The organism is Nostocoides sp., from assembly GCF_035343835.1.
GTDB classification, from domain to species: Bacteria; Actinomycetota; Actinomycetes; order Actinomycetales; family Dermatophilaceae; genus Nostocoides_A; species Nostocoides_A vanveenii.
Window position 1 is genome coordinate 1 of the sequence record NZ_DAOQZV010000018.1, and the last position, 19,568, is coordinate 19,568.

Annotated in this window: 23 protein-coding genes and 1 other RNA gene; 15 read left to right on the forward strand and 9 right to left on the reverse strand. The window is 68.2% G+C overall.

The window, feature by feature from the left end; translation table 11 throughout:
- Positions 1 to 298: 298 nt before the first annotated feature.
- The 3 genes from ftsE (at position 299) to PKH97_RS02640 (ending at position 2,872) form a co-directional block, all read left to right on the forward strand.
- Positions 299 to 1,084 carry a cell division ATP-binding protein FtsE gene (gene ftsE / locus PKH97_RS02630; protein WP_324385851.1) on the forward strand — a complete coding sequence of 262 codons (786 nt, stop codon included), beginning with the start codon at positions 299 to 301 and terminating at the stop codon, positions 1,082 to 1,084.
- 3 nt (positions 1,085 to 1,087) lie between these two features.
- On the forward strand, positions 1,088 to 1,993 hold the full coding sequence (gene ftsX, locus PKH97_RS02635; protein WP_324385852.1) for a permease-like cell division protein FtsX: 906 nt from the start codon (positions 1,088 to 1,090) through the stop codon (positions 1,991 to 1,993).
- A 99-nt stretch (positions 1,994 to 2,092) separates the two neighbouring features.
- Positions 2,093 to 2,872 (forward strand): PIG-L family deacetylase, encoded by a 780-nt coding sequence (locus tag PKH97_RS02640; RefSeq protein ID WP_324385853.1) that lies wholly within the window; start codon positions 2,093 to 2,095, stop codon positions 2,870 to 2,872.
- On the opposite strand, the gene PKH97_RS02645 is transcribed toward PKH97_RS02640, so the two are convergent.
- Positions 2,869 to 3,594 (reverse strand): sigma-70 family RNA polymerase sigma factor, encoded by a 726-nt coding sequence (locus PKH97_RS02645; RefSeq protein WP_324385854.1) that lies wholly within the window; start codon positions 3,592 to 3,594, stop codon positions 2,869 to 2,871. The two genes, PKH97_RS02640 and PKH97_RS02645, sit on opposite strands and share 4 nt — an antisense overlap.
- Positions 3,595 to 3,715: 121 nt before the next feature.
- Between PKH97_RS02645 and PKH97_RS02650 the strand changes: the two genes are divergently transcribed.
- From PKH97_RS02650 to PKH97_RS02665, 4 genes are all read left to right on the forward strand, one after another.
- Positions 3,716 to 4,480 carry an ANTAR domain-containing protein gene (locus PKH97_RS02650; protein ID WP_324385855.1) on the forward strand — a complete coding sequence of 255 codons (765 nt, stop codon included), beginning with the start codon at positions 3,716 to 3,718 and terminating at the stop codon, positions 4,478 to 4,480.
- A gap of 46 nt (positions 4,481 to 4,526) precedes the next feature.
- Complete coding sequence (locus PKH97_RS02655) at positions 4,527 to 5,855, forward strand: M23 family metallopeptidase (RefSeq protein ID WP_324385856.1); 1,329 nt, start codon at positions 4,527 to 4,529, stop codon at positions 5,853 to 5,855.
- A 94-nt stretch (positions 5,856 to 5,949) separates the two neighbouring features.
- Positions 5,950 to 6,417 (forward strand): SsrA-binding protein SmpB, encoded by a 468-nt coding sequence (smpB, locus tag PKH97_RS02660; protein ID WP_324385857.1) that lies wholly within the window; start codon positions 5,950 to 5,952, stop codon positions 6,415 to 6,417.
- Positions 6,414 to 8,381, forward strand: coding sequence for a DUF2207 domain-containing protein (locus PKH97_RS02665; protein ID WP_324385858.1), 1,968 nt, complete (start codon positions 6,414 to 6,416; stop codon positions 8,379 to 8,381). Before smpB ends, PKH97_RS02665 begins: the two co-directional genes overlap by 4 nt.
- 103 nt (positions 8,382 to 8,484) lie before the next feature.
- Here the strand turns inward: PKH97_RS02665 and PKH97_RS02670 are convergent, their stop codons facing one another.
- Both PKH97_RS02670 and PKH97_RS02675 read right to left on the reverse strand, forming a co-directional pair.
- The gene (locus PKH97_RS02670; RefSeq protein WP_324385859.1) at positions 8,485 to 9,258 is read right to left on the reverse strand and encodes a hypothetical protein; all 774 of its coding nucleotides are present in this window, start codon (positions 9,256 to 9,258) and stop codon (positions 8,485 to 8,487) included.
- 112 nt (positions 9,259 to 9,370) lie between these two features.
- A complete protein-coding gene (locus PKH97_RS02675) occupies positions 9,371 to 9,958 on the reverse strand; it encodes a hypothetical protein (protein ID WP_324385860.1) in 588 nt (195 codons plus the stop codon).
- Positions 9,959 to 10,295: 337 nt separating this feature from the next.
- Here PKH97_RS02675 and ssrA point away from each other — a divergent pair.
- Positions 10,296 to 10,663, forward strand: a transfer-messenger RNA (tmRNA) gene (gene ssrA, locus PKH97_RS02680).
- 34 nt (positions 10,664 to 10,697) lie between these two features.
- On the opposite strand, the gene PKH97_RS02685 is transcribed toward ssrA, so the two are convergent.
- Together PKH97_RS02685 and PKH97_RS02690 are read right to left on the reverse strand one after the other, a co-directional pair.
- Positions 10,698 to 11,333 carry a hypothetical protein gene (locus tag PKH97_RS02685; protein WP_324385861.1) on the reverse strand — a complete coding sequence of 212 codons (636 nt, stop codon included), beginning with the start codon at positions 11,331 to 11,333 and terminating at the stop codon, positions 10,698 to 10,700.
- 3 nt (positions 11,334 to 11,336) lie between these two features.
- On the reverse strand, positions 11,337 to 11,969 hold the full coding sequence (locus PKH97_RS02690; RefSeq protein WP_324385862.1) for an SIMPL domain-containing protein: 633 nt from the start codon (positions 11,967 to 11,969) through the stop codon (positions 11,337 to 11,339).
- A gap of 65 nt (positions 11,970 to 12,034) precedes the next feature.
- Between PKH97_RS02690 and PKH97_RS02695 the strand changes: the two genes are divergently transcribed.
- The 4 genes from PKH97_RS02695 (at position 12,035) to PKH97_RS02710 (ending at position 14,333) form a co-directional block, all read left to right on the forward strand.
- Positions 12,035 to 12,439, forward strand: coding sequence for a hypothetical protein (locus PKH97_RS02695; RefSeq protein WP_324385863.1), 405 nt, complete (start codon positions 12,035 to 12,037; stop codon positions 12,437 to 12,439).
- The gene (locus tag PKH97_RS02700; RefSeq protein WP_324385864.1) at positions 12,384 to 12,944 is read left to right on the forward strand and encodes a YqgE/AlgH family protein; all 561 of its coding nucleotides are present in this window, start codon (positions 12,384 to 12,386) and stop codon (positions 12,942 to 12,944) included. Before PKH97_RS02695 ends, PKH97_RS02700 begins: the two co-directional genes overlap by 56 nt.
- A gap of 29 nt (positions 12,945 to 12,973) precedes the next feature.
- Positions 12,974 to 13,261, forward strand: coding sequence for a DUF3039 domain-containing protein (locus tag PKH97_RS02705; protein WP_324385865.1), 288 nt, complete (start codon positions 12,974 to 12,976; stop codon positions 13,259 to 13,261).
- 121 nt (positions 13,262 to 13,382) lie between these two features.
- Positions 13,383 to 14,333, forward strand: a complete 951-nt coding sequence (locus PKH97_RS02710; protein WP_324385866.1) for a zinc metalloprotease — start codon at positions 13,383 to 13,385, stop codon at positions 14,331 to 14,333.
- Positions 14,334 to 14,432: 99 nt separating this feature from the next.
- Here the strand turns inward: PKH97_RS02710 and PKH97_RS02715 are convergent, their stop codons facing one another.
- The gene (locus PKH97_RS02715) at positions 14,433 to 14,921 is read right to left on the reverse strand and encodes an Lrp/AsnC family transcriptional regulator (protein WP_324385867.1); all 489 of its coding nucleotides are present in this window, start codon (positions 14,919 to 14,921) and stop codon (positions 14,433 to 14,435) included.
- Positions 14,922 to 15,030: 109 nt separating this feature from the next.
- Between PKH97_RS02715 and hppD the strand changes: the two genes are divergently transcribed.
- Positions 15,031 to 16,251: a 4-hydroxyphenylpyruvate dioxygenase gene (hppD, locus tag PKH97_RS02720; RefSeq protein ID WP_324385868.1), complete on the forward strand. Its 1,221-nt coding sequence runs from the start codon at positions 15,031 to 15,033 to the stop codon at positions 16,249 to 16,251.
- Between the two features lie 61 nt (positions 16,252 to 16,312).
- On the opposite strand, the gene PKH97_RS02725 is transcribed toward hppD, so the two are convergent.
- Together PKH97_RS02725 and PKH97_RS02730 are read right to left on the reverse strand one after the other, a co-directional pair.
- On the reverse strand, positions 16,313 to 16,801 hold the full coding sequence (locus tag PKH97_RS02725; RefSeq protein ID WP_324385869.1) for a YetF domain-containing protein: 489 nt from the start codon (positions 16,799 to 16,801) through the stop codon (positions 16,313 to 16,315).
- Positions 16,802 to 16,811: 10 nt separating this feature from the next.
- A complete protein-coding gene (locus tag PKH97_RS02730) occupies positions 16,812 to 17,333 on the reverse strand; it encodes a hypothetical protein (protein ID WP_324385870.1) in 522 nt (173 codons plus the stop codon).
- Between the two features lie 118 nt (positions 17,334 to 17,451).
- Here PKH97_RS02730 and PKH97_RS02735 point away from each other — a divergent pair, with 118 nt between their 5' ends.
- Together PKH97_RS02735 and PKH97_RS02740 are read left to right on the forward strand one after the other, a co-directional pair.
- Positions 17,452 to 17,937, forward strand: a complete 486-nt coding sequence (locus PKH97_RS02735) for a hypothetical protein (protein WP_324385871.1) — start codon at positions 17,452 to 17,454, stop codon at positions 17,935 to 17,937.
- Positions 17,938 to 18,103: 166 nt separating this feature from the next.
- A complete protein-coding gene (locus PKH97_RS02740; protein WP_324385872.1) occupies positions 18,104 to 18,898 on the forward strand; it encodes an SDR family NAD(P)-dependent oxidoreductase in 795 nt (264 codons plus the stop codon).
- Between the two features lie 214 nt (positions 18,899 to 19,112).
- Here the strand turns inward: PKH97_RS02740 and PKH97_RS02745 are convergent.
- Positions 19,113 to 19,568, reverse strand: a 456-nt coding sequence (locus PKH97_RS02745; RefSeq protein ID WP_324385873.1) for a hypothetical protein, incomplete at its 5' end; no start/stop codon positions are given.

The following is a 19,568-nucleotide window of genomic DNA, read 5'->3' on the forward strand; positions in this document are numbered from 1 at the left end:
GCGCCGTCGATTGCCGCGCCGGCGAGCGGCGCGGATGCGGCGGCTGGGAGGGTGAGGGCGCCGGCGAGGAGCGCGAACGCCCAAGTCAGCGAACGGCACACGGGCTGGGGACGAGGCATGGGGGGACCTTTCACAGCAACAGCCAGGCACTGGCAATGGGCCAACCTAACCGACCGAAGGTCGCGACACGCGGCCCGGGACGCGCCAAGTGACCACTAACCGCGCGACTTATGCTTGAGCACCCGGCCGGCATCCGTCGACCGTCCTGTACTGATGCGAAAGCTCCCCTCCTGCCTTCATGATTCGCTTCGAGAACGTCACCAAGACCTACCCGCGCACAACGCGTCCCGCCCTCGACGACGTCAGCCTGGAGGTCGAGCGGGGCCAGTTCGTCTTCGTCGTGGGCCCCTCGGGGTCCGGCAAGTCGACGATGCTGCGCCTGGTCATCCGGGAGGAGCCGACGACCTCGGGCAGCGTGCTCGTGGCCGGTCACGACCTCGGCCTGCTCGCGCCGCGCAAGGTGCCGCGCCTACGCCGGCAGATCGGCACGGTCTTCCAAGACTTCCGCCTGCTGCCCAACAAGACGGTCGGCCAGAACGTCGCCTTCGCCCTGCAGGTGCTGGGCAAGCCCAATCGGGTCATCAAGCACGTCGTGCCCGAGACCTTGGAGTTGGTCGGGCTCGAAGGCAAGGGACGGCGGATGCCCCACGAGCTCAGCGGCGGTGAGCAACAGCGGGTCGCGATCGCGCGGGCCGTGGTCAACAAGCCGGCGATCCTGCTCGCCGACGAACCGACCGGCAACCTCGATCCGGTCACCAGCCTCGACATCGTGCGCCTGCTCGCCTCGATCAATGCGAACGGAACGACCGTCCTGATGGCTACCCACGACAATGTCATCGTCGATGAGTTCCGCCGGCGCGTCATCGAACTCGCGGACGGCAAGGTCATGCGCGATGAAGCCCAGGGTTCGTATGTCCCGCGACCCGATGTCCCCGCCCGGCCGGTGCCCACCGAACTCGACGAGAGCGACCTGTGGACGCCCCCGGAGACCTGGGCCGATGACGTCGTGCGTGGGGAGGACTAGGCCATGCGCTTGCGTTTTCTCCTCGGCGACGTCTGGGTCGGCCTGCGCCGCAATCTGTCTATGGCAATCTCGGTGGTCCTGGTCACGATGATCTCGCTCTTCCTGCTCGGTCTCGGTCTGCTCGCGCAGCGCCAGGCCGATGTCATGAAGGGCTATTGGTATGACCGCGTTCAGGTCTCGATCTTCTTGTGCACCAAGGACTCTCGACAGCCCAATTGTGCGGGCGCGGTGACCGAGGACCAGAAGGCCAATATCAAGACCCAGCTCGATCAGTTGCGTCCGCTGGTCAAGGACGTCTTCTACGAGTCCGAAGAGGACGCCTTCAAGCGCTTCAGCGAGCAATTCAAGGACACCCCGCTCGTCGGCAATGTCAAGGTCGGCGACATCCCGCAGAGCTATCGCGTCCAGTTGTCCGATCCGGCGAAGTTCGAGGTCGTCGCAAGCACCTTCGAGAATGCTCCGGGGGTCGCCTCGGTCCAGGACCAAAAGAAGGTGCTGGAGAAGCTGTTCACGATCCTCAACCGGTTCACCCGGTATTCGGTGTTGCTCGCCGGCTTGATGGTGGTCTGTGCCACCTTGCTGATGGCCACGACGATCCGGCAGGCGGCGTTCAGTCGGCGGCGCGAGATCGGCATCATGCGGCTGGTCGGTGCGTCGAATATGGCCATCCGTCTGCCCTTCATCGCCGAGACCCTGATCGCGGCTCTCGTCGGTGCCGGGCTGGCGCTCGGGTTGCTCGTCGCCTGCGTCAAGGCCCTGGTGGGCAGCAACGCGCGCAACGTCGTCCTCAACCAGGCGACCATCGGCGCGGGCGATGTCTGGAGTATCGCGCCCTACCTCGGCGGCACCGCGCTGTTGCTCGGCATCGTGACGTCCACGATCACCTTGTGGCGCTATCTGCGGGTCTGACCGTGTCCCGATCGTGACCTGTCGGGGGGTATAGCCGAGGCGGTTGCTGGGTAAGTCGCGGGTGACAGTGTGGACACCCGCGAGGAGGAATCGCCCACGATGGCGCTTTTGCCCCCCATCCCCGGGCCGGTTGCCGGCCGCACCAGCGAGGCAGAGTGGCGAGCCGCCCTCGCGAACGCCGCGTTGCCCGAACTGACCTGGCGGAGCCTCGGCACGCCCGACCGCGCGCTCGTGCTGGACACTGTGCCGGGCGAGGGCATTTTCGCGATCGGTGGACTGCTGGTCGGCCTCACTAAACGCGGATGCGCCGTGGACGTCGTCACCCTCAGCGCGGGCGATGTGCGCGCCGCAGCGGCATACGGCGAGGATGAGATCGGTCTGGCAACCCGCCGGCTGCGTGAACATCGGTCGGCGCTTGACATCCTGCTGCCGGCGTCTCGGCTGATCTACCTCAAACTGCCCGTCGAGGCACTTGCCGGCAATGAGGGCGAAATCGCCGACCGGCTCACGAGCGTGACCGATCTCGCCCCGGCGCAACTCGTCTTCGCGCCCTATCGCCTCGACGGCGCGCCCGCTCAGGAATCGGTCGGTGCGGCGGCGGCCAAAGTCGCGGCTGGGCTCGGCGCCCTGCACGTGGAGATGCCCGTTCAGTTGTGGCACACCGCTCGGCCGGAGAACCTGCCCTGGTCAGATCTCTGGCAGCACCAGCCGCCTCCCGCGGCGGTGGCCGTCAAGACCCGCGCCATGGCGTGCTTCACCTCGCAGATCGTCCCGGCGCCGATGGCTGCGGGCGCCAGTGCCCCGCTCGGTGATCAGGCTCTGGTGTGCTTCGAAAGGCCGGTCGAGGTGGTCGTCGCCGACCGCCTCCGGCTTCGCTAAATCACGTGCTGGAGTTGACGACGCAGTTTTGGGAGAATCCCGGCCAGGATTCGGCTGATCTGAACCTGGCTCGTGCCGATGTGGTCCGCGATGCGCGCTTGCGGAAGATCCTCCACGAAGCGCAGCCGGAGGATCTCCTGCTCACGAGTGCTCAGGCCGGCCACCGCTGCGCGCAGCGCCTCATGCCGCTCCCAGGACCCGACCGGGTCATCGCCGCCACCGGTCGAGTCGCCGCCCCCCATGTCGATGTTGATGGCGTAATAGGCGCCGTGCAGAAGTCGCGCGGCCGCGAGATCCGCCAACGGGACGCCGATCGCCTGGGCTACTTCTTCCTCGGTGACGTTCCGGCCGAGCCGTTGCTGCAGGGTCGCCTCGGTCGGTGCGATCTGGGCCTGCAACTCCTGCAAGGCCCGAGGCGGCCGAACGCTCCACGCGTGATCCCGGAAGTGACGTCTGATCGCGCCCGACATGGTGGCGACGGCATACGCCCCGAAGCGGGCCTGGCTGTTGCCGGGGAAGCGATGCACGGCGTCGACCAGGGCCAGGCGGGCGACCTGTTCCAGGTCGTCGGCGTCGACGCCGCGTCCGCGGAAGCGACGGGCGGTTCCGTCGGCGAGGGGCAGAGCAGCTACCACGGCAAGCTGTCGCAGGTGGCGTTGCCGAGCCGGGTCGTGCTCCGCGAGCGCGTTCCGGACAAGGGTGTCCAGATGATCGGAGTCCATGGCAGGGTCGTCCTTCGGCACCGGAGTGTCGAGCGGCCGGACTCTGTTGGACCGTTTCGGCGTGCGTGAAGATCTCATCACTCGCAGACCGACGATGCAAACTGGTGTGAGGAGTCATGACGTGAACCCGACCAAGCCGACCATCCCTCCGGAGGCAATCGCCCACTTCGCTGCTCTGGCGGAGCGGGTGTATGCCGCGGACTCGCTCGATGCAAGCCTCGAACAGATCTGCGCGATCGCCCTGGACCTGATTCCCGGAGCCGACCGGGCGAGCATCAGCGTGCTCGTCGCGCGGGGCGAGCAAATGAGGACGATCGCGGCGACCGACGACCAGGCCCGGTTGGTCGACGAACTTCAGAACTCGGTCGGTGAGGGTCCATGCCTCGATGCGCTGACCGAGGAAGGCTTTCAGATGGACGCGGACATCAGCGCCTACTCGCAGTGGCCGCGGCTGCGCGAACGGGTCCTGACCGACACGCCGGTGCGGGGGATGATCGGCTACCGCTTGCGGCCGAGTCCGGGGGGCCGGGCCGCCCTGAACATCTTCAGTGACCGACCGGGAGCACTCGATGACGAGGCCGCCGCGGCGGGCACGATCCTTGCGGCCTTCGCCGGTGTCACCTTGCGCGCCCAGCTCGAGCAGGAGAGCGCAGCCAATCTGCGGGCTGGTCTGGAGAGCAACAGGGAGATCGGCAAGGCCATCGGCTTGTTGATGGCGACCAGCAACGTCGACGAGGCCGCCGCCTTCGACATTCTCAAGCGGGCATCTACCCGCACTAACACCCGGTTGGCCGCCGTCGCTGCCCAAGTCGTCGCCGCCCATCGACCCGGCGGCCAGGGGTCCGGCGAGCCGGAAATCGAGGGTGGGACACGCGGGCGAAGCTGATAGCCGGACGGCCCGGTCCTCGCTACTCTTGGGACCGATGATGCGCATGAGACGACCCCACCGCGCACTGGCGCGCGGGCTTGCGGCCGGAGCCCTGCTCGCGAGCGCGCTCGCCGGGGCAACCTTGTCTGCCGGCAGCGCGGCCGCCGACTTGAACGACGACAAGGCCAGCGTCCAAAAGAAGCTGGCCGCGGCCAAAGAGGATCTCGACGACACGTCCAAGGAGCTCCGCTCGGCGTATGCCGCGCTGGCCGACACCCAGTCGAAGGTCCCGGCCGCGCAGAACGCTGTGGCCGCGGCACAGGCGGCGCAGGCCGAGGCGGAAGCCGCGAACCAGCAGGCCCTCGCCGACCTCGCGGTCGCCAAGGCCGACGAGCAACGCGCGATCAGCGATCTCGCGGACACCCGCAGCGATCTCGCGGACACCCGCTCGACGGTGGCCGGCTTCGCATCCCAGCTCTATCAGGAGCAGGGCACGGGCACCTTGTCGGTGGCTCTGGAGGCCACCGATCCCCAGCAGTTAGCCGACCGGATGGCCATGGCCGACACCGTCATGGACATCCAGAATGGCGCCCTGACCAGGTTGTCCACCCAGTCGGCGAGCCTGACCGCGACCTCCGATCACCTGGCCGCCCTGCGCGCCCGGTCCCAGCAGGCGCAGCGGCGCACCGAGCAGGCACAGGCGGCGGCGACGGCGGCCACCCAGGCGGCTGCTGCGGCTAAGGCCGAGCTGGACAGCCTGGTTTCTCAGCAGGCCGCGCTGACCGCCAGCTTGGAGACCCAGCGGTCGGCGGAGAAGAACCGGATCGCCGACCTCAACGCTGAGTCGGACAAGATCACCAAGAAGCTCGCCGCGATCGCGGCCGAAGAGGAACGCAAGCGCAAGGCCGCCGCGGCTGCGGCCGCGGCGGCCGCCGCCGAGCACAACAACAACGGCGGGGGGAGTGCCAACCCGACAACGAACCCCCCACCGACGTCCAGCGGCGGATTCCTGTCCGCACCGTCCTCGGGCTGGATCTCCTCGGAGTTCGGGATGCGCTACCACCCGATCCTGCACTACTGGCGGCTCCACGCCGGCCGCGACTATGCGGCGGCGTGCGGCACCCCGATCTATGCAGCGGCACCGGGCACCGTCGTCAGCTCCGGCTGGGGCGGCGGCTACGGCAACCAGGTGATCATCTCGCACGGCATCCAGCGTGGCGTCGGCTTGGCGACGACTTACAACCACATGAGCCGGATCGTGGCCGGCTACGGTTCGATAGCCCGCGGTGCACTGGTGGGGTATGTGGGGACGACCGGCTTGTCGACCGGCTGCCATCTACACTTCGAGACCCGCGAGAACGGCGTCCCGGTCGACCCACGCAAGTGGCTCTGACGCGATTTCCGCGCGAGGTTGTCGGATCGGCCAGGTAGCGTGAGCGCCGACGGTCGCACCCTGCGGCCGCCCGGATGACGAGGATAGTGCCACGGTGGTCAAGGAAGCGGGACGCAAGGTCATCGCGAGCAATCGCAAGGCGCGCCACGACTACTTCATCGAGGACACCGTCGAGGCGGGCATTGCGCTGATGGGCACCGAAGTGAAGTCACTGCGAATGGGCCGGGCCTCGCTCGTCGACGGCTATGCAACCTTCTACGGTGGCGAACTGTGGCTCGAGGGCGTGCACATCCCCGAGTACGTCCAGGGCACCTGGACCAATCACACGCCGCGCCGCCGCCGCAAGCTGCTGCTACATCGAGATCAGTTGACCAAGCTCGACGCCGCCACCCGAGCCAGCGGGCGGACCATCGTGCCGCTCTCCCTGTATTTCAAGGACGGTCGCGCGAAGGTCGAGATCGGCATCGCCACCGGCAAGAAGGCCTACGACAAGCGGCATGCGCTGCGCGAGCGCCAGGACCAGCGCGAGATGGACCGCGCCCTGCATAGCCGGGGCCGGTGACCTCCGTGCGTCGCGGTGCCACGAGCCTGATTGTCGCCCTGGTGCTTGCGCTCGGGGTGTTCGTCCCCGCGTTGGCGGCCCCGGCGGGTCTCGACCGCGGCTTCGTGGCGGTGGGCACGGGGGAGCGCAACACGGCATACGACAATGCGATGGTCCTGAACAAGGACGGTTCGGTGCGCATCACCGAGACCATCACCCACGCCTTCCCCGACGGGGAGGCCAAGCACGGCATCACCCGCGACATCCGCGTCCGCGCGGGTTATCAAAATCGCGAGGACGTCTATCGGTATTACGAACTGAGTGATCTGGAGGTCTCCTCGCCCTCCGGCGCACCGGCGGACGTCCAGGAGAGCGACTATGGCGCGTATCTGCACCTGCGGATCGGCAGCCCGGACGAGACGGTCAGTGGCTCGCAGACCTATGTCATCGCCTACACCCTCGCCAAGGTCGTCAATGCCATCGACAGCGATCGTGCGGAGTTTGTCCAGGACGTCGTCGGCGCGGCGAACGAGGAGTGGTACGACTCGGTGACCGCCACAATCGAGGCGCCGGCGACGCCGCTGCAGGCGGCCTGCAACTACGGTCCGGTCGGCTCGAACAGCCTGTGCGAGGCCGCGATCGGATCGCCGACGCGCTTTGCGCACACCGATCTGGAGCCTGGTCAGGCGATGTCCGTCGCGGTGTCCCTGCCGCGTTCGGCCTTCGGGGACCTGACGCCCAATCTCGTGGAGGGGTCGACGGGCAATGAAGGCTCGGGTAGTTCGGACCCCACCGTCTCGCCCGCCGAGTCCCGATTGCTCGGCCAGCTGACCGGCGGCCTGGGCGTCTTCTTGCCGCTCCTCGCGGCGGCCGGGATGAGCATGCTCGTCTGGACGCGTGGCCGCGACGAGCAGTATGCCGGCCTGACGCCAGGGCTCTCGCCCGGGGCCGGTGACGGGGGCACGGTCGTGCGCGGCTCGCGCCAGGGCGCGGTGGCGGTGCAGTTCAACCCGCCGCCCGGGGTGCAGCCGGGCATGGTCGGGACGGTCCTGGACGAGGAGGCCAATACCGTCGATGTGACGGCGACGATCCTCGACCTGGCCGTGCGTGGCTACTTGACGATCACCGAAACCCAGAAGTCCTTCGGGCGTACCGACTGGATGCTGACGCGCACCACGCCGCCGAGCGGGGCGCAGGCGCTGAGCTCTTACGAAGAGGTGCTCCTCGACGGGCTCTTCGCGATGGGCGACCAGGTGCGACTGTCGGAGTTGAAGAACAATTTCGCCTCGACACTGAGCGCGGTCAAGGGCTCGATGTACAACGAGGTGGTGCGGCGCGGGTGGTTCCGGCGCTCGCCGCAGTCGCAGCGCAACACCTGGTCAGGCTTCGGATCCGCGCTGATCCTGCTCGGCGTGATGTCCTTCTTCTTCCTCGCCGGGCGGGTGCCCGCGGGTCGCCCTTTGTCGGCGATCCCGTTGTCTGGCACCACGATTTTGGCGCTCGGGCTGGCGCTGTCCGGGGTCATCGTGCAGTTGCTCGGGCGTCGGATGGCGTCCCGGACGGCCGACGGATCGGCGGTGCTGGCGCAGTCGCTGGGCTTCAAGCAGTATCTCGTCACTGCCGAGGCCGGCCAGATCAAGTGGGAGGAAGCGCAGCAGATCTTCTCGCGCTATCTGCCCTATGCCATCGTCTTCGGCGTCGCCGAGAAGTGGTCGAAAACCTTCGAGGAAGTGGCCGCGGCGGCGGCCGCCGCGGGCGTGGCGATCAACCCGCCGATCTGGTACATCGGACCCGGCTGGGGCACCGGTGGCTTCTTCGACTCGATCACCTCCGGCGTGGACGACTTTGCCACCCAGGCGGCGGGCACGTTCGTGTCCACGGCCGGCTCGTCTGGGACGAGCGTCTTCGACGGCGGCGGTGGCTTCGGTGGGGGCGGCGGCTTCTCCGGCGGTGGCGGCTCCGGCTCCTCCGGCGGCAGCTGGTAGATCGGACCCGAAAGGGGATCGCGACCCGTCAGTAGGAAAGGCAAAGCGTGCGCTACAGCGCACACTTTGCCTCCCCTGCTACCACCTATGGATGATCTGAGGATCAGAGGCCCCAGGCGTTCGGGACGAAGCTGAGGTCGGCGTCGGGGGCGACCAGGCTGGACCAGGGAATGGTGTATTCCACGACGCCGGCGGCGCAGGCATACGCGGCGCAGTGGCCGACGGCGACGTGCATCCCGGTGCGGGCGGGATAGAGGGAGACCAGGTCGCGGGTGATGGGGCCGGCCGGCAGCCCCTCGATTGTCGGGGCCCAGTGGTTGAGCTCGCGCTCGAAGTTCCAGTTCGGGCCTCCGAGGCCCTGCATCTCGTCCAGCATGCTGTCCTTCGTGACAAGCGCGCCGGTGCCGGTGTTGAGGATGTCGTAGGTCACTGTGTCGACGCCGTGCGCCCCGCCGTAGTAGAGGTCCGCGCGGCCCTTGAGCACGACCAGCCCGGGCACGTCCGTCACGACCGAATTGGTGCGGCCGTAGCTGCCCATGGTCGGCAGCCCTGGAACCTTCATTGACTTCCAGTCCGTCTTCCACTGCGCCAGTTGGGCGTTCGCGCTCGCGTTCACGCTCTTGACGAAACTCGGCACGCCTTTGGCGCTCGCGCAGTTGGCGGCGCCGGCGACGACTTCGCGGGTGATCTTGGCGCCCAAGTAGCTGCCGGACGTCGGGGTGAAGGTGAACATCGCCGGGGTCGCGCACCGCTCGGCGGACGCAGCAACCACTGCCGTAGCGGCCGACGGGAGGGTGAGCGCCGGGGCGAGCGCGGCAGCGCCGGGGACGAGTGCGGCGAGGGAGGCAGCGGCGGCGGTCAAAAGGTTTGCGGGCATAGCGAAATCCTTTGGGGAAGAGTGTTTTTGATTGCGTCGGCCGCGTTCCGGCCGACTCATTCATTCGACGCCGGGGGTGAAACGTCGGTTGGTAACGGATTGATTTCAGTGATCAGCAGGTGTGCAGCATGCTCGCGAGCGCGTCCCGTTCCCCCGCCGTGACCGACAGCCCGTATGCCGTTTTCACCTCGACCACGGCTCGCGCCACGCGGCAGCGCGCAGCCGGAGCCGGTTGCCAGCTCTCGACGCTGCGGTAGCTCTTGTCGAAGTTTGTTTGGGCCGCAACGGCATACAGCTCGTGGACAGAGGTGTCATTGGCGAACTGGACGCGCTTGGCCGGTGGCCAGGTCCGCGCTCCGGAGACCCAGGCATCGAAGAGTGAGACCACGTGGTCGATCTGAATCGTGCCCGCTGTGCGCGGATCCTTCATATTCGCGCCGGTCAGCACCGCGCCCGTATAGGCGTCGATCCACGTCCCGCCCAGCACTTCGTGGCAGCCGGTGCTATGGCTCCTGATCACACCGAGGCGGACCGTCCGGGCCTGGCGGCGCAGGGTGTCCTGCCGCGCCGAGCACCCGTTGCCGTCCAGATCGGGCCAGGTATCGGGCCCAAATGCCGCCCGGCAGAAGTCGGTGCCGCGCTCCCGAGGTGCCACCGGCAGGGCCGCGAGTGCCCGGACGGACGCAGCCGTGCCCGGCATCGGCCGGAGCGTGGCGGCGATCGAGTGTGTGGGCAGGGCGGTGTTGACGACGCAGCCAAGCCGTGTCGTGGCCGCGGGCGGAGCGACGACTGTGGACGACCGGGTTCGCGGCGTCGGCTCGGCGTCCGGCCAGGCCCGCCCGTGCACGCCGACACGGCGAGGGCGGCCAGCGATGTCGCCGCGAGCCGGCGGGCGCACGCTTGGTGAGGGGACGGCATATGGGCTCCGGGGCAGGAATGGACTTGGGCACGGCGACGTTTACCGGTCATACTGATGCATCGGTCCGACACCGGACCGGATTGACAAGTCCACAGCGTGATGAGGCAGCCTGCTCCCAGGGGGTGATCGGTTTCGACATTGGCCGGTCTGCCAGGGGAAGCGGGTCGAGGATGCACGGTTATCTCGTGAACGCTCCGTGCAAACCAATAGGTGCCAACTCCAAGCGCACCGACTTCGCCCTCGCCGCCTGAGCGAGCCTCGAAGTCCGTCAGCCTGAGCTAGTTTCCGTCTCAGTGCCTGGCGTCAGCTAGGAAACTTGCCGCGTCGCTCTTGTCGGGGGGCGGCGCGGGACGCTAATCCGACTGGGCCTGTCAGGGAAGGTGTGCGCGCCAGCCCTGGGGCCGAGAAAATCCCTAGCGCACTGCACCCGGAGAAGTCCTGGTTCATCGTCAGTGGACGCGGGTTCGATTCCCGCCACCTCCACCGGTGCCGGCCACGGCCGGACCGCGGGCTGACCTCATCACGCTGCCGGACTCGGCTCCCGCACCGCCAGCACCCAATGATCACCGTCGCGGGTGAAACCCAGCCGCGCGTAATAGGGCGCGAGCATCCCGGGCGGCGTCAGAATCCGCCGAAAACCCTTGCGCGCGAACAGATTGCTCTCGCGATAGACGAACTCGCCGGGGGAGAGGTCGCGATAGGGCGGGGTGACATAGTCCAGCTCGACCTGGGCGTCACCGCCGCCGGCGTCGCGAACGACGACGATGCCCACCGTCTCATTGCCGTGCTGGATCAGGTAGGCCGCCGCGCCCGCCGCGACCGAGCCGGTGAGTCCGGGATTGAAGCTGGCAATATCGCGCGCCTGACGGCGCAGGAAGTGCGTCAGATAGGTGTCGTCGGAGTCCACCGACAACACCTCGTATGCCGTGCTCCCCGCCCGCCGTTCACGCTGGAGCTTGGCGATATAGAAGACATTGAGGGCGGCCAGGACCGCGTTCATGGCGACCATCGACCAGATGCCCAACCCCCAGTTGAAGATCAGCAGCGCGATCGTCGCGGCCAGGTTGAGCAGGCGCAGCCGAAGGATGCGCGTCTGCATGACCGAGACCACCAGCAGGGCCGAACCGGCCCAGCCGAGGATGTCGAGCCACGGCATACGTCAGGTCCAGGCCCAACGAACAGTAATGATGACCGAGACGCTGTTCTCGCCCATCTCGACCGGCGTGCTGCCGGCATACATCCGTTTGGCGGTGTCCGCCGCCATCACGGCCATGGGCATTGGGCCGCCGCCGGAGGAGACAGCGTCGACCAGCCAGACGACCTGGCCCAGCGAGCGACCGGCCAGGCTGGCGAACTGGCGCGCCTTGCCTTCGGCGTCGGCGAAGGCCACGCGGCGGGCTTCGGTGAGCAAGGGTGTCGGATCGGCGATCTGCAACGAGATGTTGTCGATCGTCAAGGTGTTGCCGATCGCATCGGAGAAGGCCGAGATCAACAGGCCGACCTGGTCACGCTCACGGACCCGCAGGCGCAAAGATTGTTGCGCCACATAGCCATTGACGTTGACGCCCTCGCGGTCGTACTGCGGATAGACGCTCGCCGACGTGGTCTGCAGATCGCTCGGGCGCACCCCGCGCTCCTTGGCGAGGCCGATGACCGCCGCCATGCCCTGGTCGGCCGATCCCAGCGCGGCCGCGACCGAGGATCCGGGGGCTCGCACCGACAGGTCCAGCACGACGACATCCGGTGGCGCCGACGCCGTCCCGGTCCCGGTCATTTCCACGAACGCATCCATGTGCGGCACAGTAGTTGTCCGGCCCGTCCCGTGCGGCCGACCCGCTCAATTCGATCGAGGACGTCGTGCTCCGCTCCCGCTACCGCCTGCCTCTGCGCGTACTCACCGCGCTCGCCCTGCTCGCGAATGCCGTGGCCGTGTTCATGCCGGGCGGTGACGGGGTGCCGCTGTTCTCGTATGCCGACAAGATCATCCACGTCCTGATCTTCGCGGTGCCGGCCCTCCTCGGGCTGCTGGCTGGCCTGCCGAGGCGGCCCTGGTTGGCCGGCTTGGCCGTCTATGCCCCGGTGACCGAGATCCTCCAGGCCACGCTCATCCCCTCCCGCGATGGCTCCTTCGGCGACCTGACAGCCGACCTGCTGGGTCTGGTGTCGGCCGCGGTCGTGTGGCACGGCATACGGGAGAATGGGACGTATGCGGACGACGGACCTGAGCGGGCAGTTGCTGGTCGCCACGCCCGAGATCGATGAGGGTGTCTTCTTCCGCAGCGTGATCCTGGTGCTGCACCACAACGACGAGGGAGCGCAGGGCATCATTCTCAACCGGCCGCTCGATGCCGAGATCGACGCGATCCTGCCCGGGTGGGGCCGGCTGGCGGCGGGCGCCCCTGTCGTCTACCACGGTGGGCCGGTCCAGTTCGACACGGCCCTGGGGGTCGTCGCCATGCCGGCGCGTTCGGGCGACGGGGAGGGACTGCGCAGGCTCTTCGGCAGCGTCGGGCTCGTCGATCTCGACAGTGACCCATCGGCCGTGTCCGCACTCGTCCATGGCGTGCGCATCTATGCGGGGTATGCCGGGTGGAGTGCCGGGCAACTGGAGTCGGAGATCGAGGGCGGCAGTTGGTTTGTGGTGCCTCGCGAGGCCCAGGACGTCTTCGCGCCGGAAAGCGGCGCGCTCTGGCATGACGTGCTCGCCCGCCAGGCGGGTCCGCTCGCGCTGGTGGCGACCTTCCCCAAGGATCCGTCGCTGAACTGAAGCGTCGCGGCGACCTAGACTTTCGCACCATGAGCGAGACTCCCGGTCTGGACCAGCCCGACGGCCCGCAGACGAGCACCGCGCTGCTCGAGCGCACCGAGGTCGTGCCACAACTGCAGGAGCCGGGCGACCACGAGCGCTTCGCGCACTATGTGCGCAAGGAGAAGATCCTCGAATCCGCGCTGTCGGGTGAGCCCGTCGTCGCTTTGTGCGGCAAGGTCTGGGTCCCCGGCCGCGACCCCAACAAATTCCCGGTATGCCCGGTGTGCAAGGAGATTTACGAGGGCCTGCGGCCGCCGGCCGACGGCGAGGACTGAGCTCGCCGGGCAGGCATTTCGCGCGTTTCTCTTCGCTCTGGCGCCGGATGGGGTTAGGTTCTAACGCATGACCGGCGCCGCCGTGCCGGCCTCAGGGGAACTACGAAAGGAACCGAGCGTCATGTCTCGACGTCTTGCTCTGGCGCTTCCGAGCGCCGCCCTGCTGGTGGCCGGCCTGGGGGCCCTGCCCGCACAAGCAAAGCCCGCCGGTGCGGTCGACGGCCCGGCCGGGGCCTGCGTCACGCACACCGACGCCGTCGGTCGGCTGGCCGAGGGTGCGCACGGCAAGGACCCGAACAGCGCCTCGCCCACCGAGGTCGCCAATGCCGAGCGGATGTTCGCCCAGGCACTGAAGGATCGCGGCCTGCACCTCGACGCCTCCGGACGCGCCGTCGATGCCGCCGGACGCGCGCCGGCGGCCCTGGTGAGCGTGCCCGTCTACTTCAACGTCATCACCGCCGGCACCAAGGGCAATATCCCGCAGACGCGCATCACCAAGCAGATTGCGGTCCTCAACGCCGCCTACAAGACCGCCGGTTTCACCTTCAAGCTGGTGGCGACCAAGAAGACCAACAACGCGACCTGGTACAACAACCTCCAGCCGGGCACGGCGGCCGAGCGGGCCATGAAGACCGCGCTGCGCAAGGGCGGCACCGACACCCTCAACGTCTACACCGCGAGCCTCGGCGGCAACCTGCTCGGGTGGGCGACCTTCCCCTCCAGCGGGGCCGGCAGCAAGATGGACGGTGTCGTCCTGCTCGACCAGTCCCTGCCGGGCGGCAACATTGCGAACTACAACCTCGGTGACACCGCAACCCACGAGGTCGGTCACTGGATGGGTCTGTGGCACACCTTCCAGGGCGGCTGTAGCGGCCAGGGCGACCAGGTCGCCGACACCCCCGCCGAGGCCTCGCCGGCCTTCGGCTGCCCGACCGGCCGCAACACCTGTTCCTCGCCGGGCAATGACCCGATCAAGAACTTCATGGACTACACCTATGACTCGTGCATGACCATGTTCACGGCAGGCCAGAACGCTCGTATGAAGGCGCAGTGGGCGGCCTTCCGCGGCTGACTCGTGTGCCGCGCTGCGGCATACGCGCGTGACTGCACAATGGGGCGCACCCTTCGCGGGGGCGCCCCATTGGCGTATGCGGGGTGGTCGGCTCGGCCGTCAGCCTTCGAGCGCGCGCAGCACCAGCGGCCCGGTGCGCAGTTCGAGGTGGGTGACCATGGTGATCGAGGTGTTGGCGCGGATGACGTGCACATCGTCGACCACCGCGTCGATGACCCGACCGAGGTCGGCGTTGTCGCGCGCGACGATCCGGATGAGCAGGTCGCCCGCGCCGGTGATCGAGTGCACCTCGAGCACCTCCGGGATCGCGGCCAGGTGGTGGACGACGGGCCCGTGACCTTGGCGTTGGCGGATCTCCAGGGTGCAGAAGGCTGTCACCGGGAAGCCCAGGGCGTGCGGGCTCAGCGTCGGCGCGAAGGAGCGAATGACGCCGCGCTGCTGTAGGCGCTCCAGGCGCGCCTGGACGGTGCCACGGGCCACACCAAGGGTGCGGGCGGCACCGAGGACGCCCACGTCGGGGTCGTCGGTGAAGACATCGATCAGCCGCGCATCCAGGGCGTCGATAGGGAAGGGTGCTGGGGGGGCCACGATGGAATCGTCCCACGTTGACCGGTCAAAATGCTTGGTGACTGAACAAATTGAGTAAAGATACTCAAGCAGGTTGCGCATGATGTCGTTCATCGGTCACGCTCGGGGGATGAGCGACGCAACAATGGAGTTGACCGAGCAGGAACGCCAGGCGAATCTCGACTTGCAGCAATTGAAGCAGCTCGTCGGCCTCGTCGAATACGACGAGAGCGCCGATCCCTTCCCCGTCACCGGCTGGGACGCCATCGTCTTTGTGGTCGGCAACGCGACCCAGGCGGCGCATTACTTCCAGTCCGCCTGGGGGATGGACCTGATCGCCTACTCGGGGCCGGAGACCGGCAACCGGGACCACAAGGCCTTCGTGCTCAAGTCGGGCTCCATCCGCTTCGTCCTCAAGGGTGCCGTCGACCCCAACAGCCCGCTGATTGCCCATCACGCCAAGCACGGCGACGGCGTCGTCGACATCGGCCTGGAAGTGCCGGATGTCGACAAGTGCATCGCGCAGGCGCGCCGCGCGGGCGCCACGGTCCTCGCCGAGCCCTACGACGTGTCCGACGAGTTCGGGACCGTCCGGCTGGCGGCGATCGCCACCTATGGCGAGACGCGGCATACGTTGGTTCAGCGGGTGGTCGACGGCGTGCGGTATGCCGGGCCGCACGTCCCGGGGTATGTCGCCCGCAGCTCCGGCTTCGTCAAGCGCGAGGGCGCCCCGAAGCGGCTCTTCCAGGCGCTCGATCACGTCGTCGGCAATGTCGAACTGGGCAGGATGGACCACTGGGTGGCCTTCTACAACAAGGTCATGGGCTTTGTGAACATGGCCGAGTTCGTCGGCGACGACATCGCCACCGACTATTCGGCGCTGATGTCCAAGGTCGTGGCCAACGGCAACCACCGCGTGAAGTTCCCGCTCAACGAGCCGGCGATCGCCAAGAAGCGCAGCCAGATCGATGAGTATCTCGACTTCTACACCGGCCCCGGCGCGCAGCATCTCGCGCTCGCGACCAATGACATCCTTGCGACCGTCGACGCGTTGACCCTCGAAGGCGTCGAGTTCCTGGACACGCCCGACGCCTACTACGAGGACCCCGAGCTGCGCGCGCGGATCGGGAAGGTGCGCGTGCCGATCGAGGAGTTGCAGAAGCGCAAGATCCTCGTCGACCGCGATGAGGACGGCTATCTGCTGCAGATCTTCACCAAGCCCCTCGGCGACCGGCCGACCGTCTTCTTCGAGATCATCGAGCGGCACGGGTCACTGGGCTTCGGCAAAGGAAACTTCAAGGCCCTGTTCGAGTCGATCGAGCGCGAACAGGACAAGCGCGGCAACCTCTGAAACGGCCGCGGGTCGCTCGGAGCGACCTATCGGCGCGGAGTCCCCGCCGGCACCGAGTCGCTCAGACGGCTTGCGCCTTGGTGTCGTCGGGCGGGTCGGCCTCGCCGGAGTCGTCGCGGACGAAGAAGCTGAAGGCGCCGTCCGCCTCCAGGACGATCAGGTCGGCGTCCTCGAGCGAGCGCAGGCCGTGTTCGCGGGCCGCAGCGAACATATTCGCTTCGGAGACGCGTTCGGCGGCCATCGCGCGGAGGTCCGGTCGGCCGTCGCGCAGCAGGATTGTCGGCTTGCCTTCGATCACCGACCCCACCTTCCGGAAGCGCCAACCCAGCCAGGACAGGCCCACCGAGAGCAGGGTGACCAGTCCGAGAGCGACGACGGCGCTCACGGCCGAGTAGTCCTCTTGCAGGATGCCCTGGGTGACGACGCCACCGAGAACGATGATTGTCACCAGGTCGAAGGCATCCATGTTCGCGACCTGGCGTTTGCCGGCGACCCGCATGACGAGCCAGAGCGCGAAGAAGATGACAACGGTTCGGATGATCAGTTCCACGACGCGCCCCTCACGGCCAGAAGATCGTGCGGAAGGTGACGCGGGCGGCCGGTGTGTGGGCGTCGGTGAGGACGGCCACGGCATACGTGTTGTGTGAGTAGCCCTGGTTGGGGCCGGTGCGCGCATCGAGGCTGACCCGCAGCGTGTCGCCGTCCGGGGGGTCGAACTCGTAGATTGTGGTGTCGCCGTCATTGGACTCGGCGGACGGGTTGGGATACCAGTTCTGGAAGTCCAGGCGATCGAGGAAGCCTTGATCGACGGCCACGATCACCGGGTCGTCGCCGAAACCGCCCGGCCGGGTCACGGTGACGACGAGCGGGGTGACGATGCTGGACCGGGTGGCGCGCGGGTAGTCCACGCCGAGCCGGTAGGCCGACCCGGTCGCAGACACGTGGCCGGCGTTCGGTCCGAAGACGCCCAGAGCCGCGGCGAGCACGGGTAGGGCAAAGAGGGTCAGGCCGATCCGTCGCAGATTGCGCGAGCGCTCTGCCACGCTCGCGTCACCGGCGTCGGCGATGGTGGAGTTGGCCACGAGGGGCACAGTACGCGGGCGCGTCGTCGGACGGGGACTTGAGGACGGCCGAGGTTCGCGCGGGCCTGGGTTGTCGTACTCAGGTGTGGCGGGCGCCCGGGGCTCTAGCGTCGGCTGCGTGATCGAAGCGATTTCATCCGTGGCGCCGAGACGGCATCGAGCCGGATGGCGGTGGGTCCTCGCCCTCGCCGTGGGGCTCGGTCTCGGCATCGCGGTGCTCGCTCAGGTCGTGGCGCCGAGCGCCGACCGGCAAGCTCGAGCGGTTGCCGACGAGTGCGCCGGACAGTGGTCGCTGGTCATGCGGCAACGGTCTTTCGCCGCGGGGTCGGGGCACGTCCTTGACGAGCCGATCACGTTCAACCGGATCACCCACGATGGTGGCTGCCGGATCCGCGTTCGCGGGTGGGACGGGACCTTCGCCCAGGATGGGTCCTTCGCCACGATCCACATCGAGGCGGTGGGCACGGGCAGCCGGATCGGCTTCGCCGGGGCGCGAGAGTCCGCGGAGGTGACCGTCTGCTATTCCGACCGGGTTAACTGGTACGGGCATGGCGAGCAGTCGGGGGAGAGTTGCGAGGTCGTGCCGGAACACGTGGCGCCCTGACCGGCTGAGTGCGCGAGGCTCCGCGTCAGGAGCGAGGCGGTGGGCAGGGGTGACGGGGTTGCTGGGGGCAGGAGGCCTGGTGACCCGACGGACCTCGTTGGGCTGGGGGGTTGCTGAGGCGCGGAGCGCGGAGTTCAAGCAGCGACGGCGGCCTAGGCTGTCGCTCGTGCTTCCCGCGGGATTCGACTTGAGGGGCCGGACAGCGCTGATCACCGGCGCCGGCTCGGCATCCGGGATCGGGTTCGCCACCGCCCGAGCGCTCGGTGAGTTGGGCGCGGCACTAGTGCTCGGCGCGACCACCGGCCGGGTGCACGAGCGGGTGGCGCAGTTGCGGGCGGACGGGCACACGGCATACGGCCTGGTCGGTGATCTGACGATTGCCGGAAGCGCGCAAGCCCTTGTCGCAGAGGGGGTCTTGCGCACGGGCCGGGTGGACATTCTCGTCAACAATGCCGGCATGGTCATGGTCGGTGACGGCGACTATCTCGAGGGCGGGATCGACGAGACCGATCCGCAGCGCTGGCGCGCGTCCCTCGCGCGCAACTTGGACACGGCATACGTGATGTGCCGGGCGGCATTGCCGCACGTGCGAACGTCAGGTGGCGGGCGCATTGTCAATGTCACCAGCGTGACCGGCGCGGCCATGGCGATGCGGGGGGACGTGGCGTATGCCGCGGCGAAGGCAGGGCTGGTCGGCCTGACGCGGGCGCTTGCCGTGGACGAAGCGCCGCACGGCGTGACCGTCAACGCGGTCGCCCCGGGGTGGATCGCGACGGGCTCGCAGACTGCGGCCGAGGTGGAGGAGGGCCGACGGGTGCCCCTCGGGCGCTCAGGCACGCCGGCCGAGGTTGCGTCGGCGATCGCCTGGCTCGCCACATCCGGTGCGGCCTATGTGACCGGACAGGTGCTGCTCGTCGACGGGGGCAATTCGGTGGCGGAGGAGCGTCGACTGGTGCGCTGAGGTGCGTCGAAGCGGGGTGGTCCGGGCGGCAGCGTCGATAGCATCCACGCCATGGCCGTCCCGAGTCGGTTGCAGCGGGTACTCGACTACTACGGCGGCGAGTATGGCTACCGAATGACGGGCACAGGCGCTCCCGGGAGATCGGCCGCCCGCCTCAGCACAGCTTAGGTGTCCTCCAGCAAGGTAGACCCTGCTGGAGGACACCTAACCTCTGCTAGCAGAGGTTAGGGACGGGGCTCGGGGGCACGGGGGACTCGAAGGACCGGGGGGAGGGGCGGTTGCTGTCGAACCAGCGGGCGCGCCTGCCAGAGCGACAGTTCAACTCGGGGGCGCTCTGCTCTGCGGCGTGGCATTGGGCGCGGGTCCAGCTCAGGGCGTCGGCGATCTCGGCGATCTCGATCGATTCCGGCGTGCGCCGCAACAGCGTCCCGGCCCTCGGGTCCTCGCACCGTCCCGGCATCGCCACGGCCGTCAACGGGGCCAGGCCCAGGACCTGGCGAACCTCGTCGCCCCGGCCCGGCGCGCTCTCGCTTGCGAGCACCACCGGGCCTGGCGCCGCCACCGGGTCGGTCACGGGGCCCGGCAGCGAACGGCTGTCTGGCGGCGAACTCACCTTAGCAACGGCATACGTCATGCCGCGTGCGGCGGCATCGGCCGCGGCCAGATCCAA

Excerpts from the sequence above, each read along its gene's own strand:
- ftsE (WP_324385851.1), top strand. The coding sequence starts at position 299 with ATGATTCGCTTCGAGAACGTCACCAAGACCTACCCGCGCACAACGCGT.
- ftsX (WP_324385852.1), top strand. The coding sequence starts at position 1,088 with ATGCGCTTGCGTTTTCTCCTCGGCGACGTCTGGGTCGGCCTGCGCCGC.
- PKH97_RS02640 (WP_324385853.1), top strand. The coding sequence starts at position 2,093 with ATGGCGCTTTTGCCCCCCATCCCCGGGCCGGTTGCCGGCCGCACCAGC.
- PKH97_RS02645 (WP_324385854.1), bottom strand. The coding sequence starts at position 3,594 with ATGGACTCCGATCATCTGGACACCCTTGTCCGGAACGCGCTCGCGGAG.
- PKH97_RS02655 (WP_324385856.1), top strand. The coding sequence starts at position 4,527 with ATGAGACGACCCCACCGCGCACTGGCGCGCGGGCTTGCGGCCGGAGCC.
- PKH97_RS02670 (WP_324385859.1), bottom strand. The coding sequence starts at position 9,258 with ATGCCCGCAAACCTTTTGACCGCCGCCGCTGCCTCCCTCGCCGCACTC.
- PKH97_RS02675 (WP_324385860.1), bottom strand. The coding sequence starts at position 9,958 with ATGCCGGGCACGGCTGCGTCCGTCCGGGCACTCGCGGCCCTGCCGGTG.
- PKH97_RS02685 (WP_324385861.1), bottom strand. The coding sequence starts at position 11,333 with ATGCCGTGGCTCGACATCCTCGGCTGGGCCGGTTCGGCCCTGCTGGTG.
- PKH97_RS02690 (WP_324385862.1), bottom strand. The coding sequence starts at position 11,969 with ATGGATGCGTTCGTGGAAATGACCGGGACCGGGACGGCGTCGGCGCCA.
- PKH97_RS02700 (WP_324385864.1), top strand. The coding sequence starts at position 12,384 with ATGCGGACGACGGACCTGAGCGGGCAGTTGCTGGTCGCCACGCCCGAG.
- PKH97_RS02705 (WP_324385865.1), top strand. The coding sequence starts at position 12,974 with ATGAGCGAGACTCCCGGTCTGGACCAGCCCGACGGCCCGCAGACGAGC.
- PKH97_RS02710 (WP_324385866.1), top strand. The coding sequence starts at position 13,383 with ATGTCTCGACGTCTTGCTCTGGCGCTTCCGAGCGCCGCCCTGCTGGTG.
- hppD (WP_324385868.1), top strand. The coding sequence starts at position 15,031 with ATGAGCGACGCAACAATGGAGTTGACCGAGCAGGAACGCCAGGCGAAT.